The sequence below is a fragment of the Wolbachia endosymbiont of Drosophila ananassae genome (assembly GCF_008033215.1).
In the GTDB taxonomy this organism is placed as follows: domain Bacteria; phylum Pseudomonadota; class Alphaproteobacteria; order Rickettsiales; family Anaplasmataceae; genus Wolbachia; species Wolbachia pipientis.
The window spans coordinates 1285940-1298813 of the sequence record NZ_CP042904.1; the positions used below are offsets into that span (position 1 = coordinate 1285940).

Annotated in this window: 14 protein-coding genes; 5 read left to right on the forward strand and 9 right to left on the reverse strand. The window is 35.0% G+C overall.

Translation table 11 applies throughout. The annotated features are described in order from the left end of the window. Window positions 1-53: 53 nt before the first annotated feature. Together EA652_RS06235 and EA652_RS06240 are read left to right on the forward strand one after the other, a co-directional pair. Window positions 54-674 carry a ferredoxin reductase domain-containing protein gene (locus EA652_RS06235; RefSeq protein WP_006280380.1) on the forward strand — a complete coding sequence of 207 codons (621 nt, stop codon included), beginning with the start codon at window positions 54-56 and terminating at the stop codon, window positions 672-674. Beyond that, window positions 658-1209, forward strand: coding sequence for a 5-formyltetrahydrofolate cyclo-ligase (locus EA652_RS06240; RefSeq protein ID WP_006280381.1), 552 nt, complete (start codon window positions 658-660; stop codon window positions 1207-1209). Before EA652_RS06235 ends, EA652_RS06240 begins: the two co-directional genes overlap by 17 nt. A 44-nt stretch (window positions 1210-1253) precedes the next feature. On the opposite strand, the gene EA652_RS06245 is transcribed toward EA652_RS06240, so the two are convergent. Next, window positions 1254-2291, reverse strand: coding sequence for a hypothetical protein (locus EA652_RS06245; RefSeq protein ID WP_121721669.1), 1038 nt, complete (start codon window positions 2289-2291; stop codon window positions 1254-1256). A gap of 118 nt (window positions 2292-2409) precedes the next feature. On the opposite strand from EA652_RS06245, the gene elbB reads away from it, so the two are divergent. Next, on the forward strand, window positions 2410-3135 hold the full coding sequence (gene elbB, locus EA652_RS06250) for an isoprenoid biosynthesis glyoxalase ElbB (protein ID WP_007548447.1): 726 nt from the start codon (window positions 2410-2412) through the stop codon (window positions 3133-3135). Window positions 3136-3310: 175 nt separating this feature from the next. Further along, complete coding sequence (locus tag EA652_RS07495) at window positions 3311-3619, forward strand: hypothetical protein (RefSeq protein WP_039963709.1); 309 nt, start codon at window positions 3311-3313, stop codon at window positions 3617-3619. Between the two features lie 2 nt (window positions 3620-3621). Here EA652_RS07495 and EA652_RS06260 read toward each other — a convergent pair whose 3' ends face one another. After that, on the reverse strand, window positions 3622-5169 hold the full coding sequence (locus EA652_RS06260) for a peptidoglycan D,D-transpeptidase FtsI family protein (protein WP_012673398.1): 1548 nt from the start codon (window positions 5167-5169) through the stop codon (window positions 3622-3624). A gap of 20 nt (window positions 5170-5189) precedes the next feature. Between EA652_RS06260 and ispH the strand changes: the two genes are divergently transcribed. Beyond that, entirely contained in the window at window positions 5190-6119 is a 930-nt protein-coding gene (ispH, locus tag EA652_RS06265; protein WP_012673399.1) for a 4-hydroxy-3-methylbut-2-enyl diphosphate reductase, read from the forward strand. A 54-nt stretch (window positions 6120-6173) separates the two neighbouring features. Here the strand turns inward: ispH and EA652_RS06270 are convergent, their stop codons facing one another. The 7 genes from EA652_RS06270 to EA652_RS06300 form a co-directional block, all read right to left on the reverse strand. Next, on the reverse strand, window positions 6174-6506 hold the full coding sequence (locus tag EA652_RS06270; RefSeq protein ID WP_039964312.1) for a hypothetical protein: 333 nt from the start codon (window positions 6504-6506) through the stop codon (window positions 6174-6176). A 119-nt stretch (window positions 6507-6625) separates the two neighbouring features. Further along, window positions 6626-8008 carry an IS66-like element ISWen3 family transposase gene (locus EA652_RS06275; RefSeq protein WP_007548562.1) on the reverse strand — a complete coding sequence of 461 codons (1383 nt, stop codon included), beginning with the start codon at window positions 8006-8008 and terminating at the stop codon, window positions 6626-6628. A 45-nt stretch (window positions 8009-8053) separates the two neighbouring features. After that, window positions 8054-9520 (reverse strand): recombinase family protein, encoded by a 1467-nt coding sequence (locus EA652_RS06280; protein ID WP_244942331.1) that lies wholly within the window; start codon window positions 9518-9520, stop codon window positions 8054-8056. Then, on the reverse strand, window positions 9429-9653 hold the full coding sequence (locus tag EA652_RS06285) for a hypothetical protein (protein ID WP_238514240.1): 225 nt from the start codon (window positions 9651-9653) through the stop codon (window positions 9429-9431). The genes EA652_RS06280 and EA652_RS06285 overlap by 92 nt, the downstream gene beginning before the upstream one ends. Window positions 9654-9924: 271 nt before the next feature. After that, window positions 9925-10737, reverse strand: coding sequence for an ankyrin repeat domain-containing protein (locus EA652_RS06290; RefSeq protein ID WP_007548441.1), 813 nt, complete (start codon window positions 10735-10737; stop codon window positions 9925-9927). 167 nt (window positions 10738-10904) lie between these two features. Further along, window positions 10905-12065, reverse strand: a complete 1161-nt coding sequence (locus tag EA652_RS06295; protein ID WP_012673401.1) for a phage tail protein — start codon at window positions 12063-12065, stop codon at window positions 10905-10907. Then, window positions 12065-12874, reverse strand: a complete 810-nt coding sequence (locus tag EA652_RS06300) for a baseplate assembly protein (protein WP_012673402.1) — start codon at window positions 12872-12874, stop codon at window positions 12065-12067. Before EA652_RS06300 ends, EA652_RS06295 begins: the two co-directional genes overlap by 1 nt.

A 12874-nucleotide genomic window follows, 5' to 3' on the forward strand; every position in this document is an offset into this window, starting at 1 on the left:
CCTTTGTTCTACAAAATTTCAAAAAATTTGAACAAATGTAGTTAAAGTAGCACATGAAGAATATAATGCTAATTGGTGGTGGAGTTGGAAATGCAGTGTTATTTTCGATAGGGAAGGCATGTCTTGAAAATAATAACAAGGTTTTGTACTTCGCTGGCTATAAGAAGTTAAGTGATGTATTTAAACGAGCACTGATAGAGCGTGCATCAAATGCGGTAGTTTGGGTATGTGAAGAAGGATTGATAGAAACAAGCAGAGATCAAGATAAATCCTTTCATGGTAATATAGTTGATGCAATAGTCTCTTATCAACAAGGAAGATTAGGTATTAATTTGAACGTTATAGATAAAATTATCACTATTGGTTCTGATAAAATGATGAAAGCTGTGAATGAAGCTAGAAAAACAATTTTAAAGCCATATCTGAAGTCAAGTCATATAGCAATATCGTCAGTTAATTCTCCTATGCAGTGTATGATGAAAGAAATCTGTGCTCAATGTGTTCAGCAACATATAAATAAGGAAACAGGAGAAAGAAGTTTTGTTTATAGTTGCAGTAATCAAGACCAGGATATGGAGTTTATTGACTTTGACTTTTTAAGTGAGCGCTTGAAGCAAAATAGTTTACAAGAAAAACTTACTGCGAAATGGATAGATCATGTTCAAAGATATTAAACAGCACAAAAAGGAAATAAGAGAGCAATATAGAGCTATAAGAAAAGATATTGATGAAAGTTATTCCAGTTATGCAGCAAATTCCCTTATTAATCTCTTTAATCAGAACTTAAGCTACGTTAAAGGCAAAACAATTGCGGCTTACATTCCAATGGATGGGGAAATAGATGTTGTGCCTTTGATGCATAGTTTACTCGATTTAGATTATAAAGTAGCAATTCCTAATAAAAATAAGTTACTAAAATTTGAGGAATGGAACAAAACAAATGAAGACGTAATTCCTGACACAATCATTACTCCTGTTATTGCTTTTGATGATCATTTTAATAGATTAGGTTTTGGCGGTGGTTGGTATGATACAATGATAAAAAAATTACGGCCGCTTGGAAAAATATTTATAGGTGTAGCCTATGAGAAACAATATTGTAAAAATCTACCTGTAGAACAACATGATCAAAAATTGGATATTATAATCACTGAAATGTGTGTTAGATTTGAAAGTGGATTGCTCAAAAAAGTGGATAAAAAGGAGTAGCGCAATCCCTCTTTCTGATAGTAATTTTTGCGTCAAAAAATGCATCAACTCGGTCCTGTGATTCCTCCTTCACTAACTCGTGCAGCACTTGAAATACCTAAGTGAGAATTTGGCTTCATTTCCTGAGCTTTCTCATTAACTTTTTGTTCTACCTCTTTTATGTCACTACCAATTGCCATAATTACAGGTTGAAATTTATTTATAAGGTCATTAAGTGCTTTCATATCTGCTACATGAGTACTGAGGCCCTTTTCCAGAAGTCTGCTCATATCATCTTTTGAAAAATTTTGAATGGTTCCATTCTTTACTAACTCTTGTATAGCAGATCGCTGCCCTTCATTTTGAAGCATTTCTAATATTTTTTTCCCATCATCAAAACCTTTTTTAGTGTCAACGTTTTTGTTATCTTTAAGACTAATGTTTGCAATAGTTTCAAGCACGTTTGTTCTTAATCTGCTAAAGTTATTCTCTCTTGCTTGAACTGTAGGTAATTTATCTATTAAATCCTTATATGAACTTTTCACTGCTTTTCCTGTTTCAATCGCACCTTCTTTTATTTTTTCACCCGCCCTTCCTATACCTATTCCTACATAACGTGCTCCAATAGCTACAAGCGCTATTAATGTAGCAAGCACAATAAGTGGAGAAAATGCTGCTCCTAATACCATTACGGCAGAAGCTATTCCAATTTTTTTATTTGCAGATGCTGATTTAAAATAATTGACTAGATTGTCCAGTGGACCTTTATTATTATTTATAACATTACTTATTGCTTGTTGGTTAACAGATTTTAACGCCTCTTCTATTATTTTTGAGTCAACATTTTCAGAAGTTAAATCTTTAAGTGCTTCTTCAATGAGTTTTATAAATAATTCTTTATTTACCTTCTTTTGCAAGCCTTGGTCATTAATCGCTAAACCTAAATCTTTGAGGTTCATCCCTTTAACTTGTTCTGATAGGGTTGTAAATAACTCTTTTTTCCCCTCTTGTGAGGATTGTGCAATACTTTCTATTATATCTGAAATAGCTTTTCTTAGTTCTGGATAGTCAGTGTCAAAAAACATACTATTGCTAGATTCCATATTCAGCTTCGTTGATTATAAATATGCCTAATTATACATACTAATCATTAATTATATTATAATTGATATAACATACCCCTTTCCAAATATAGAATTTGTATTAAAATATCTAGATTATATGAAATCAAGGTACTTTATGGGTGAAAAAAAATTAAAAGCTGCTGTGGTCTTATCAGGGTGTGGTCACCTTGACGGTGTAGAGGTAAGAGAAGCGGTTTTAAGTTTGCTTGTGCTTGATCAGCAGGAAGTGGATGTTAAATGCTTTGCACCTGATATCAATATCACACAAGTTATGAATCATAGAACAAAAGAGGCAACAAAAGAAAAAAGGAATGTACTTGTGGAAGCAGCAAGAATCGCAAGAGGCGAAATATATGACTTAAAAGAAGCCAAAGCTGAAAATTTTGACATGCTAGTTGTACCTGGTGGATACGGGGTTGCGAAAAATTTATCTGACTTAGCTGAAAGTAAAGACATGGTGACAGTAATGCCTGAATTTGAAAGATTAGTTTCAGAATTTTTTGTTACAAAAAAGCCAATAGGAGCGATATGCATATCTCCAGCCATCATTGTTTCAATTTTAAGTAGCAAGATAGGTAAAGAAGAAAGTAAGGTTAAGGTAACTATAGGAGATGACAGAGAACAGTTGATAGAAAGGCTTGGCGGCGAGCACATAAAATGCGATACAGAGTTATCAATAGAAGACGAAGAACATAATGTATTTTCCTGTTCTGCTTATATGCGTAGCGACGAAAGTACATACTCTGTATATCAAGGGATAAAGCATATGATTGACAGCATGGTAAAAAAGATTAACAAAAAAACTAAACAGCCATTCCTATAAGGTGTACTAAATAAGACTTCTCTATTAATCACACAATTAACTGTTGAATTTTACATTTCTAGCTGTATTATGGCTACGTAGCTAAAGTAACTTAGGTTTATCGACGCTTTACTACTTGTTAGCGGTGTGGTGTAGTGGCCATATATGTTTAGTTCTTTTTTTTAAGGTATTTTGTATGTCAGATCTTTTCTATATTGAAACTACGTGTTGTGTGGACGGTCAGTGTGATGTCTATACAGGGGAAGTGAGTTTTAATGATGTCATGTTAGGCAAGTTCAGTCTAAATTCGTGCAGCGGGAAAGAAGCTATGATAAATCTAGACATTATTACATTCGATATTAATATCGCTATTGATGGTCAAAATGGAAAGACAATAAAAAAAGACCTTAAAGGTCTTGAATTTGTAACTAAAGATGATGGTTCTTGGTATATTAATAAGGATTTTGGTAATGATAAATTTGAAATTATAGTAAAGCAATCATAATTTTACATCTCAGGTGTAACATTTAGTATAGGTGCTACTCTATTTATAATGTTTCTTACTATAGGCGCAGCAATTACTCCCCCGGTATGGTGCATCCCTTGAGGCTCATCAATAGCAATTAGCACTATGTACCTTGGGTCAAGCATAGTTAGCACTCCTATAAATGATGCTATGTTTGCATCTTTGCTATATTTACCATCTACAACTTTTTCCGCCGATCCAGTTTTTCCTCCTATTGAATATGCCTTTATTTTTGCTTTTCTGCCAGTGCCATCTGTTACTGCTGCACGTAATAATTTTCTCATTTCCCTGGAAGTTCTTCTTGAGATAATTTGCTCTCCTATACTTCTTTTATTCAACATCAAGGTTGCGTTATGAAATATCCCATTGTTGATTAATGCTGCTGCAGTTTGTGCAAGATGTATAGGAGTTACAGCTATGCCATAACCATAAGATGCTGTTATTAAAGTGTTTTCACTCCATTTATCCGGGATTATCGGTGTGGATTTTTCTGGTATTTCTATTTTCAAAGGAGAAAATAGCTTCATAGCTTTAAAGTATTCTACCTGTTTTTCAATACCTAGTTTGACTGCAATTTTTGCTGCACCAATGTTGGATGATTTTACAAATATATCTTGCACAGTAATTTTTGGAATTTTAGATTTATGAAAATCCTGAATTTTATACTTTCCAATGGTGATTGGTGTTGATACGTCATATAAATCGCTAGTTTTTGTAGCGTTCGCATCAAGCGCTGCGGCTATTGTAAAGTATTTTAATACCGACCCCATCTCATATACCCCAAGACTGGCGCGATTAAACTTTTGTACGTCTTCTGCCTTATTCTGTAAGTTGGGATTAAAATCAGGTAGGCTGACCATCGAGATAACTTCACTATTTCTCACATTTAAAACAATTCCTACTCCGCCAAGTGCCTGATATCTGCTTACAGCTTTAGTTAGCTCTTCATGCACTATGCTTTGCACTCGTGTATCTAAGGATAGTATTATGGGCTTTTCTTGCTCATTATTTTTACTTATATATGCCTCAACTCCTGCAATACCGTTGCCATCTATGTCAGTGTAACCAAGCACGTGTGAAAATAAATTACTGTGAGGATATATACGCTTTATGTCGTCATAAAAATTTACTCCTGGTACACCAGCGTTTTTGATCGCTAGTAATTCTTTTGGAGTCAAGTGCCGCTTTATCCAAGCAAATTTCTTTTCTGAAGTAAGTACTCTATATAAGTTCTTGTATTCGAGGTCATGCAAAGTAGAACACAGTTGTGCTGCTATACTTTCCGGATTCTTTACTTTGGTTGCATCTATATATAGTGATGTTGTGGGCACATTTGTTGCTATTACCACTCCATTTCTATCTAAAATATCGGGTTGTTTATGTACTATATTATCTTTTCTAAAATTTTCTGAAGTAGTAAGTTGATCAAATGTTAAAGAGAATATGCGAAAAATAATTATTATATAAAATATAAATAATGGTACTATAAAACACAGTGAGCGGAGCTTATTTTTAAGTAATGCTTGCATATTTACTTGATTTGACAAAAATGGAAATCATCTTAGCTGAACCACGAGGTTTTTGTGCCGGGGTAAAAAGAGCTGTGGACATATTAGCTATTACTTTAGAAAAATACAAAAACGAGCGCCAAGTTTATGTGCTACACGAAATTGTTCACAATAAATATATAGTAGAGGACTTTAAGAAACAAGGAGTGGTTTTTGTAAGCAGTATCAAGGAAATTGAAGATAATGGAGGAATACTGATCTTCAGCGCGCACGGAGTGTCAAAAAATATAGAAGATGAGGCAAAAAGAAAGGGTATTCAAGTGATTGATGCAACATGTCCTTTAGTCAACAAAGTGCATAAAGAAGCAAAAAGGTATGAAAACAGTGGTAAAGAATTAATTCTCATTGGGCATGAAAACCATCCAGAAGTTAAGGGAATTAGGGGAAGAGTAAACAATCCTATCACTTTAGTGCAAACTTTGCAGGATGTATATGATTTAAAGGTTAAAGATCCAGATAATTTATCTTATGTTACACAAACCACGTTAAGCATCGACGATACCCGTGACATTATTGCTGCCCTAAAATTAAGGTTTCCAGGCATAACAGGTCCAGATTTAAAGGACATATGCTATGCAACGCAAAATAGACAAAATGCTGTTAAAAAGCTAGCTGAAATTGTAGACATGGTATTAGTTGTAGGAAGTAAAAATAGCTCAAATTCAAACCGCTTATTAGATCTGTGCACTGCTAGAGGAAAAAGAGCCTACTTGATTGATAATTACAGATGTGTGAATAAAAGCTGGTTTCAGGGCGTAGAAAAGATAGGGATCACTGCAGGTGCTTCTGCTCCTGACATATTAGTTGATGAATTAATGGACTACCTAAAAGTAAGCATGAATGTAGAAGTTTCAGTTATGCCAGGTGGTATTATTGAAAATGTTCAGTTTAAAATACCGAATCTGGTTTAAAACACAACTTATCTACTAAGCTTCTCTTGAAATCACACAGACCAGCATCTATAGCTAAGACGTCATGCCGCGATTCATTAGACTTCTTGCATAACCATATAACGAACTTTTATTGGAAATAGAAACGAAAAAACTTGCTTGACAAACTCCGCCAGCCCCCTTATCATGATGTGTAGTACAATGATACAAATTAAGAATTCCCCCATCCTGCTCTGGTTCTTCGATCTGAAATCCTACTTCTACCTGATCACGACCAATGTTAATTTGTCCTATTAATGCTTTAATAATGCCGCGCTTAGTTTGCCAATCTAGCTGTTCCAGGTTCGATTTTACACTAGAATAAAAATTCTGTATCCGTTCAGGGGAGCGGCAAAATAAGGTAGACAAAGCAAGATAATAATGTTGATGTTAACACTATTGTCAAGTTTACTGGCCTTTCTATTAGTGAGATTGAAGAATTAAGTGTGAGCGGTTACAAATAATTTGTATCCGTTCAGGAGAGTGGTTTAAGAAACAATAGATAGGAGATTTTGGAAAGGATTGAGACCCCTTTGTTTCCAAGTTAAGTATAATGAAATTATCCGCTCAAGGAATGTATTTCCCCGCTTTGATTGTGTAAAATATGAGTTTTTGCGATAAACGACATAATGCCGAATTTGCCGTTCAGCGTGGTTATTTGTCAGCGGAATATTTTCTGGGTCATCTAAAAATTTCCACATCATTCTTTCAGATCTCAGAACATTTTTTGCAACTCGAGAGGCTCCAATTGCTTCAGGTAAACGAGATATCTCCTTCAAGTAATACTTTGTACGTTTTCTTAATTTTCTGGCACGTCTGACAAACCTCAAAACATCTATCTCACTTTTTAGTAAAGCTTTTTTTAGTGCAAATAATTCAGTGGCCACGTTTCTCAAGTAACAACCCAGAACTTTAACTTCAATATTCCAACTATGTGCTAATCTTTCAAAATCTCTTGATAAATGTGCCCAACAGATTTGCCTGTTTTTATCGGCAAAATAATTGTATGCTGCATACCTGTCAGTTATTACCAAGCTATTGCGATTGCAGAATTTACTATTTTGTAAAACTTTCATTCCTCTTGACTCTGTAAATTTTACAAAACTTGCCGTATTGCTTGCAAACATCCAACACCAAGCGAGTTTACCTTTGTTATAATGGCTCGTTTCATCAATATGTAGAACTTTACTCCTACTTATCTCTTGTTCGATCTGCTCATACATTTTTTTGCATTTTGAAGCAACTCTATGTTCACTATTTGATATGCTACCGACGCTTATGTTCAAATTGAAGATATCATTTACGACACTCGCTATTTCGCGTTTTGAATTTTTGTAGAATCCGCTGAACGCTGCAATTATTGACTTAACCCTTGGACCAAATGTATCTGGCGTAACACCTTCCGGTAACTTGCTACTTCTTCTCTTTCCGCATCTCCGACAACGGCCATGTTCTAACTGATATTCCACTACATAAGGCTTGATTTCTGGAAGATCAACTTTCTGATGAATATATGGTTTTTCACATATTGCAATTTCTCCTCCGCATTCGCAAGTATTAGGCAACTCTATCTTTACTACTTTATCTGCATCCATGTTGGCGCGAAAACTTCCTTTATGACCAACCTGACCGCCAATATTCCTTTCGCTTTTCGGCTTATTCTTTTTTATTTTATACAACTCTTTGGAACTTGGTATTGATGAATTTTTTGAGCTTAAACCGAGTCTTTCTCTTAACTCAGCATTTTCTATCTTTAAAGCCTTATTTTCTGCTTTTAAACTTTCATTCTCTTTTTCCAATCTTTCTATTTTTGCTTCTAACCTTTCTATTTTTTGCTGTAAATTTTTGCAAAGTTCTAAAAGGTTTACCATATTATTTCACTTTTGCTCTATGATTATCTTTTTAGATCACCTTGTCTACCTTATTCTGCCACTCCGCTGAACGGATACAAAATTCTTTATACTATTTATAATAAGACTTATTCCTTTTTCTACTGCCTTCTGATCAACTACCTTTTTTTTCTCTTCTTCTATCCCTTGTAAGCGTTCCTTCATTTTTTTCATTGTCTGTTTAAATTCTTCCTCGCTTATATATCCTTTCTCTCCTGCATTTTCTTGACTATAATAATCTTCCATTAATTTTTCGATACCTTCTTTTATTTGATTTTTTCTTCTTGCAAACTTTTTCTCTGATGATTCATCATTTTTATTTTCTAATACTCTACGTTGGTATTCCTTTTTTATCATCTCTGGGTTTTTTAGTACATCTTTCACCTTTTCCCATACAGCTATTTCTAACATATCTGCTCGGACTAATTTATTGTTACATTTTTCCTCATCATCAGTAATACGTACTATACTACTACAGCGATAATAGCTATACGTTTTTTCCCCATCTCTATGATGCACACCACTATACGTACTTTTGCAGTTTTGACATATAGTTAGACCTTGTAGTAGATTTATCTCTTCCCTTCTCTGCATTCTTGCTCTTTTTCTATTTTCATCCAGTTGCTTTTGTACTTTGTTAAATAATCCTTCATCAACTATCTTTGGTACTGGTATATAAATCCAACTTTCTTCATCTGTACGATAAACATAAACATTTTTTACCTTTTGTTTACTTTTTTTTCTTGATATTCTTTCAACCCTTTTTAACTTACCAAACGCTGCTTGTCCCTTATACGCTGGGTTTCTTAACATCTTCCAAATTATTATTGGACGCCAAACCTTCTTTTCAGTTCTTGTTCTTACTGACATATCTTTTAGTCTACGTATAGCTTCCCTTATACTTATTCTTTCTTGTCCTATCCACATGAATATTTGCCTTACTATTTTTGCTTCTTCTTCATTGATTTCAAAACTTGTCTTTTCTCTATCTACATGCTTCATACGTTTATAACCAAAAGGCGCAATACCAATTACACTTATACAACCTTTTCTTGCCCTATGGCGTTTTCCTCTACGACTACGTTCCATAGTCTTTGTACATTCGTACTCTGACAATAATCCTTGCATTCCTAGCAATAATTTAGACTCTGGATTATTTTCAATCTTATGATTTGAGAATATTACCTCTACTCCTGCTTTCTCAAACTCTTCAAGTAATACCACTTGGTGTGCAGATTTTCTTGACAACCGGTCAGGTGAATGAATATAAATTTTATCAATTTCACCTTCTGCTACTTTATCACGTAACGCTTCTAAACCTTCACGCCCTAAAATCCACCCACTAATGCCATTGTCCTTAAATTCATACTCATCTAATAACTCATGTTTATCCGCAGCAATTCTACACTTGAGCTCGGCAATTTGGCTCTCTATTGTATTGTTCTGCGCTTGTTTCTTCGATGAAACTCTCGCATATAATGCTACTGTTGTCATTTTCTTTCATCTCCTTTTCGTTGTTTCTTTTTACCGCATATCTTAGTAACAGCTCATAAGCGTCTGCTAGATGTTGCTCTGCTAACTCATCAGGTTCATATCGACAAGTTACAGTTAATACCTTTTTTCTCATAGTTTCTCCTGTAAATATTTTTATAGTTCGGGCACTCCTTTTTTTCCATAAATCCATTTATCAGTCACTCTTGCGAAAAAGACGCAACTGTTAACCCTTGTTTTTCTCAGCTTTTATGCAAAATTTTAGAAACACATACGCTATCTTTCATCAATTGAGCACTCTCCCAAATCATCAAGCTCCTTTTTTCCCTCTAATGATCTTTTTTTCCATATTATTCCTATTATCTTGTAGCCTACCTTTTACTCCCTTCTCTTACAGAAAGCTCTTTTTATAGCTCTTTTATCTTCTCATCCATATCTTCTAGCTCTTTTTCCACTTCCATCAGTGCCTTCTTGACCAATGGTGCTTCTTCTAGCTTTTCCCTTATTTCTTCAAACCTTCTTTCTCCTTTTTCTTTTAGGTTTAGGCTCAATATCGCATCTACTGTCCGCTCCGATAACTCCCTTAGTTTTTCTAGCAACTCTTCAGTTCTCGCATAATACATTGCTGTTTTGCCAAATTTATCCTTTTGCTCTACATTTGCTCCAGCTTTTACTAGCTCTTTTATTATCTCTTTTGTTATCCTTCCTTCTCCTGTTTTGCATGCTATATGCAGTGATGTATATCCTTTTTGGTCTCTCGCATTTACGTCACCTCCCGCTTCTAATATCGCTCTCACATTCCCTATTTCCCTCATAAATACTGCTTCATGTAGGGGGGTCCTTCCTATGTAGTTCCCAGTATTAACATTTGACCCTCCTTTTATTAGCTCCCTTACCGTCTCCTCATACCCCATTAGACTCGCATAATGTAATGCCGTATTTCTTTTACCGTTTCTAGCATTTACATCTACTCCTTCCTCCAATAGTACTTTTACATTCTCTACCTTTCCATAGAATGCTGCTAGGTGTAGTGGTGTTTCTCCGCTTTTGTTTTCTATATTTGTTTTTGCTCCCTTTTCTATCAGTAACTTTATTACTTCTGGGTCTGACACTTGTGCTGCTCGGTGCAATATTGTGCAACCTGCTGCGTCTTTTTCATTTATTCCACGAAATGAATTCTCCTTTAATTTTTCCAGTTTTTTGTTTAACGTAAATAACATATGTACCTCACAAAATTAGCTTTTTTAGCGCAAGATAAATTTCTTATGTTTACTTGCTACTATTTAAGTTATGCGTGTTTTAGCATAAAAAGGCAAGTCTTTTTTCGTGTAGTACACCTTTTTTAACTAAATACTAATATAGTATATGAAGATATAAATATATATGCTTAACGCATTAAACATATTACTTGCGTCTCTTTCCAAGACCTGTTCAAATGTCGATGTTCGTGCCATGTTAGTACACCTGGGTAAAACACTAAAATGTAATTTTCCGGTTCATGTATTGAATCCTTTTGCTCTGAATTTAAATCGCTTTCAAAATGAACATTGTGCTCTGCCACACCAAATCTTATAACTTTTTGGTTGGTAAAATCTTCTACCTTGTAGTGGTGAGTAACGCTAAACCTTTCTAAAACTGGTTTATATTTTAAATTCCACAGTTGTTCAGATAGTTTGCTACTTCCCAATAAAAATTTATCCCCTTCCTCTTCTATACTAGTAACCGGAAAACATGCGTTTATTTCCCCTAAGTTCCAGCTATCTGATAATACTATTTGTGCCTTAGCAAACTTAATTGCCGGTAATAAGCTCTGTGGTAGCGGATATAGCGCTTTGAAGTTATACCACACATGATTCCTTTCATAAATACCTCTGTAATTCTTTGTGTGAGGCTCGGTTTCTCCAAGTATTGCTACATCTAGGCGATATATATCATTGCTCAAAGCTTGTTCATAATGATCGCGTAGATAGTTCTCTATAATCCTAATAACTGGACCACTAGACCTGAAAAAATTTACTCTTCCAAATGATAACACTGGTCCATCTTTTTCAACTTTTACCCCTGAATAATCCGATAACAAACTGCCAAAAAAGCTTTCATCTAAAATAAATCTTCCAATATTATAGTGGTCATTGAAAAGCCTCATTAGCCTCGATCTTGCTGGCAATGATAGTTTTGCTAGTTCTACTACTGCATCCACGAAGAAGTCATTCGGTACATCTCTTATCCCTACCTGCAACTCAAAAAAGTGTTTACCGGGTGGCTCTTCAATGATCGTAATATCTTCTATATTTGCCCATTTTAATGCTATTTTAAGTGATTCTGGTGTGCCACGCAGTCTTTGAAATTTTATCCCTTCTTTTATCGCCTTTCTTTTGTCTGTTACCCAACGCAGAATTTCCCCCAATCCATATTCTTCTATTATCCACGGTAGTATTTCATCTTTAGAATTAAACTTAAATCCTTTTATCCTGCTTGGATCAACTTTGTAATCGATAGCCTCTACTATGGCTCTTTCTTCTTTTGTGCTATTAGGTGGAAGTAACATTAGCTTTTGCCCATTAATTCGATTTCTAGCTTGCCTAAACAAACGCACTCATTCCCCATTACCACAACATCTTTTCTTGGCTCTATTAATTCCACGTTTTCCACTCCTTCTATAAATAGATTTGCTATAATCCACGCCCTTGTTACACTCCATCCCAATCTTTTCGTTGTTTCAAATTTTTCTATAAATCTTTTCTTCACTGTTTCAACAATATCTGGTCTTTTAATACTAATTCTGCTGTGGATATTTATTTCAATAATATTGCAACCAACTACTGTTATCGTATCTGTTAATACCCTTATATCATCCCTGGTGACTTGCTTTCCTACAATATCCAGTAGTTCTTCAGATGCTATGCCATTTGTGGATAACTCCGTGGATAAAATCGAGATCTCTACACTCCCTGGCACTTTTGATTCAACCAGCGCATCCTTAACTCTGCTATCTGCTGAAAGCGCATGAAAGCGGTAGTGCTCCTTGCTACCTCCTGTGCTCCAGCCCTCTATTTTTGCCTTGATTCTTTTTCTAAATCGTTCATCATCTTCTTCACCTTTTCGCTCAACGCCATAAAATTCAGCTAGGTGATCAAGGTCTATTCCTGTTGCAAAACGGAGCAGATTTGCTTTTGCTGCTTCATTAACCCTCTTTCTTAGCAAAAGCTCTCTCCAGGCCGCTATTTCCATAATTTTTGTTGCTGGATCGCTTTCAATAAGAGCAGTAAAGCTTGGGTCACGAAGAACTAACTCTTCCTTCATTCTCGAGAATATTTCTTCGTAGCTCAGTTTTTCAATTATCTCTGGCTGCTGCAT

Excerpts from the sequence above, each read along its gene's own strand:
- EA652_RS06235 (WP_006280380.1), top strand. The coding sequence starts at position 54 with ATGAAGAATATAATGCTAATTGGTGGTGGAGTTGGAAATGCAGTGTTA.
- EA652_RS06240 (WP_006280381.1), top strand. The coding sequence starts at position 658 with ATGTTCAAAGATATTAAACAGCACAAAAAGGAAATAAGAGAGCAATAT.
- EA652_RS06245 (WP_121721669.1), bottom strand. The coding sequence starts at position 2,291 with ATGGAATCTAGCAATAGTATGTTTTTTGACACTGACTATCCAGAACTA.
- elbB (WP_007548447.1), top strand. The coding sequence starts at position 2,410 with ATGAAATCAAGGTACTTTATGGGTGAAAAAAAATTAAAAGCTGCTGTG.
- EA652_RS07495 (WP_039963709.1), top strand. The coding sequence starts at position 3,311 with ATGTCAGATCTTTTCTATATTGAAACTACGTGTTGTGTGGACGGTCAG.
- EA652_RS06260 (WP_012673398.1), bottom strand. The coding sequence starts at position 5,169 with ATGCAAGCATTACTTAAAAATAAGCTCCGCTCACTGTGTTTTATAGTA.
- ispH (WP_012673399.1), top strand. The coding sequence starts at position 5,190 with ATGGAAATCATCTTAGCTGAACCACGAGGTTTTTGTGCCGGGGTAAAA.
- EA652_RS06275 (WP_007548562.1), bottom strand. The coding sequence starts at position 8,008 with ATGGTAAACCTTTTAGAACTTTGCAAAAATTTACAGCAAAAAATAGAA.
- EA652_RS06280 (WP_244942331.1), bottom strand. The coding sequence starts at position 9,520 with ATGACAACAGTAGCATTATATGCGAGAGTTTCATCGAAGAAACAAGCG.
- EA652_RS06285 (WP_238514240.1), bottom strand. The coding sequence starts at position 9,653 with ATGAGAAAAAAGGTATTAACTGTAACTTGTCGATATGAACCTGATGAG.
- EA652_RS06290 (WP_007548441.1), bottom strand. The coding sequence starts at position 10,737 with ATGTTATTTACGTTAAACAAAAAACTGGAAAAATTAAAGGAGAATTCA.
- EA652_RS06295 (WP_012673401.1), bottom strand. The coding sequence starts at position 12,065 with ATGTTACTTCCACCTAATAGCACAAAAGAAGAAAGAGCCATAGTAGAG.
- EA652_RS06300 (WP_012673402.1), bottom strand. The coding sequence starts at position 12,874 with ATGCAGCAGCCAGAGATAATTGAAAAACTGAGCTACGAAGAAATATTC.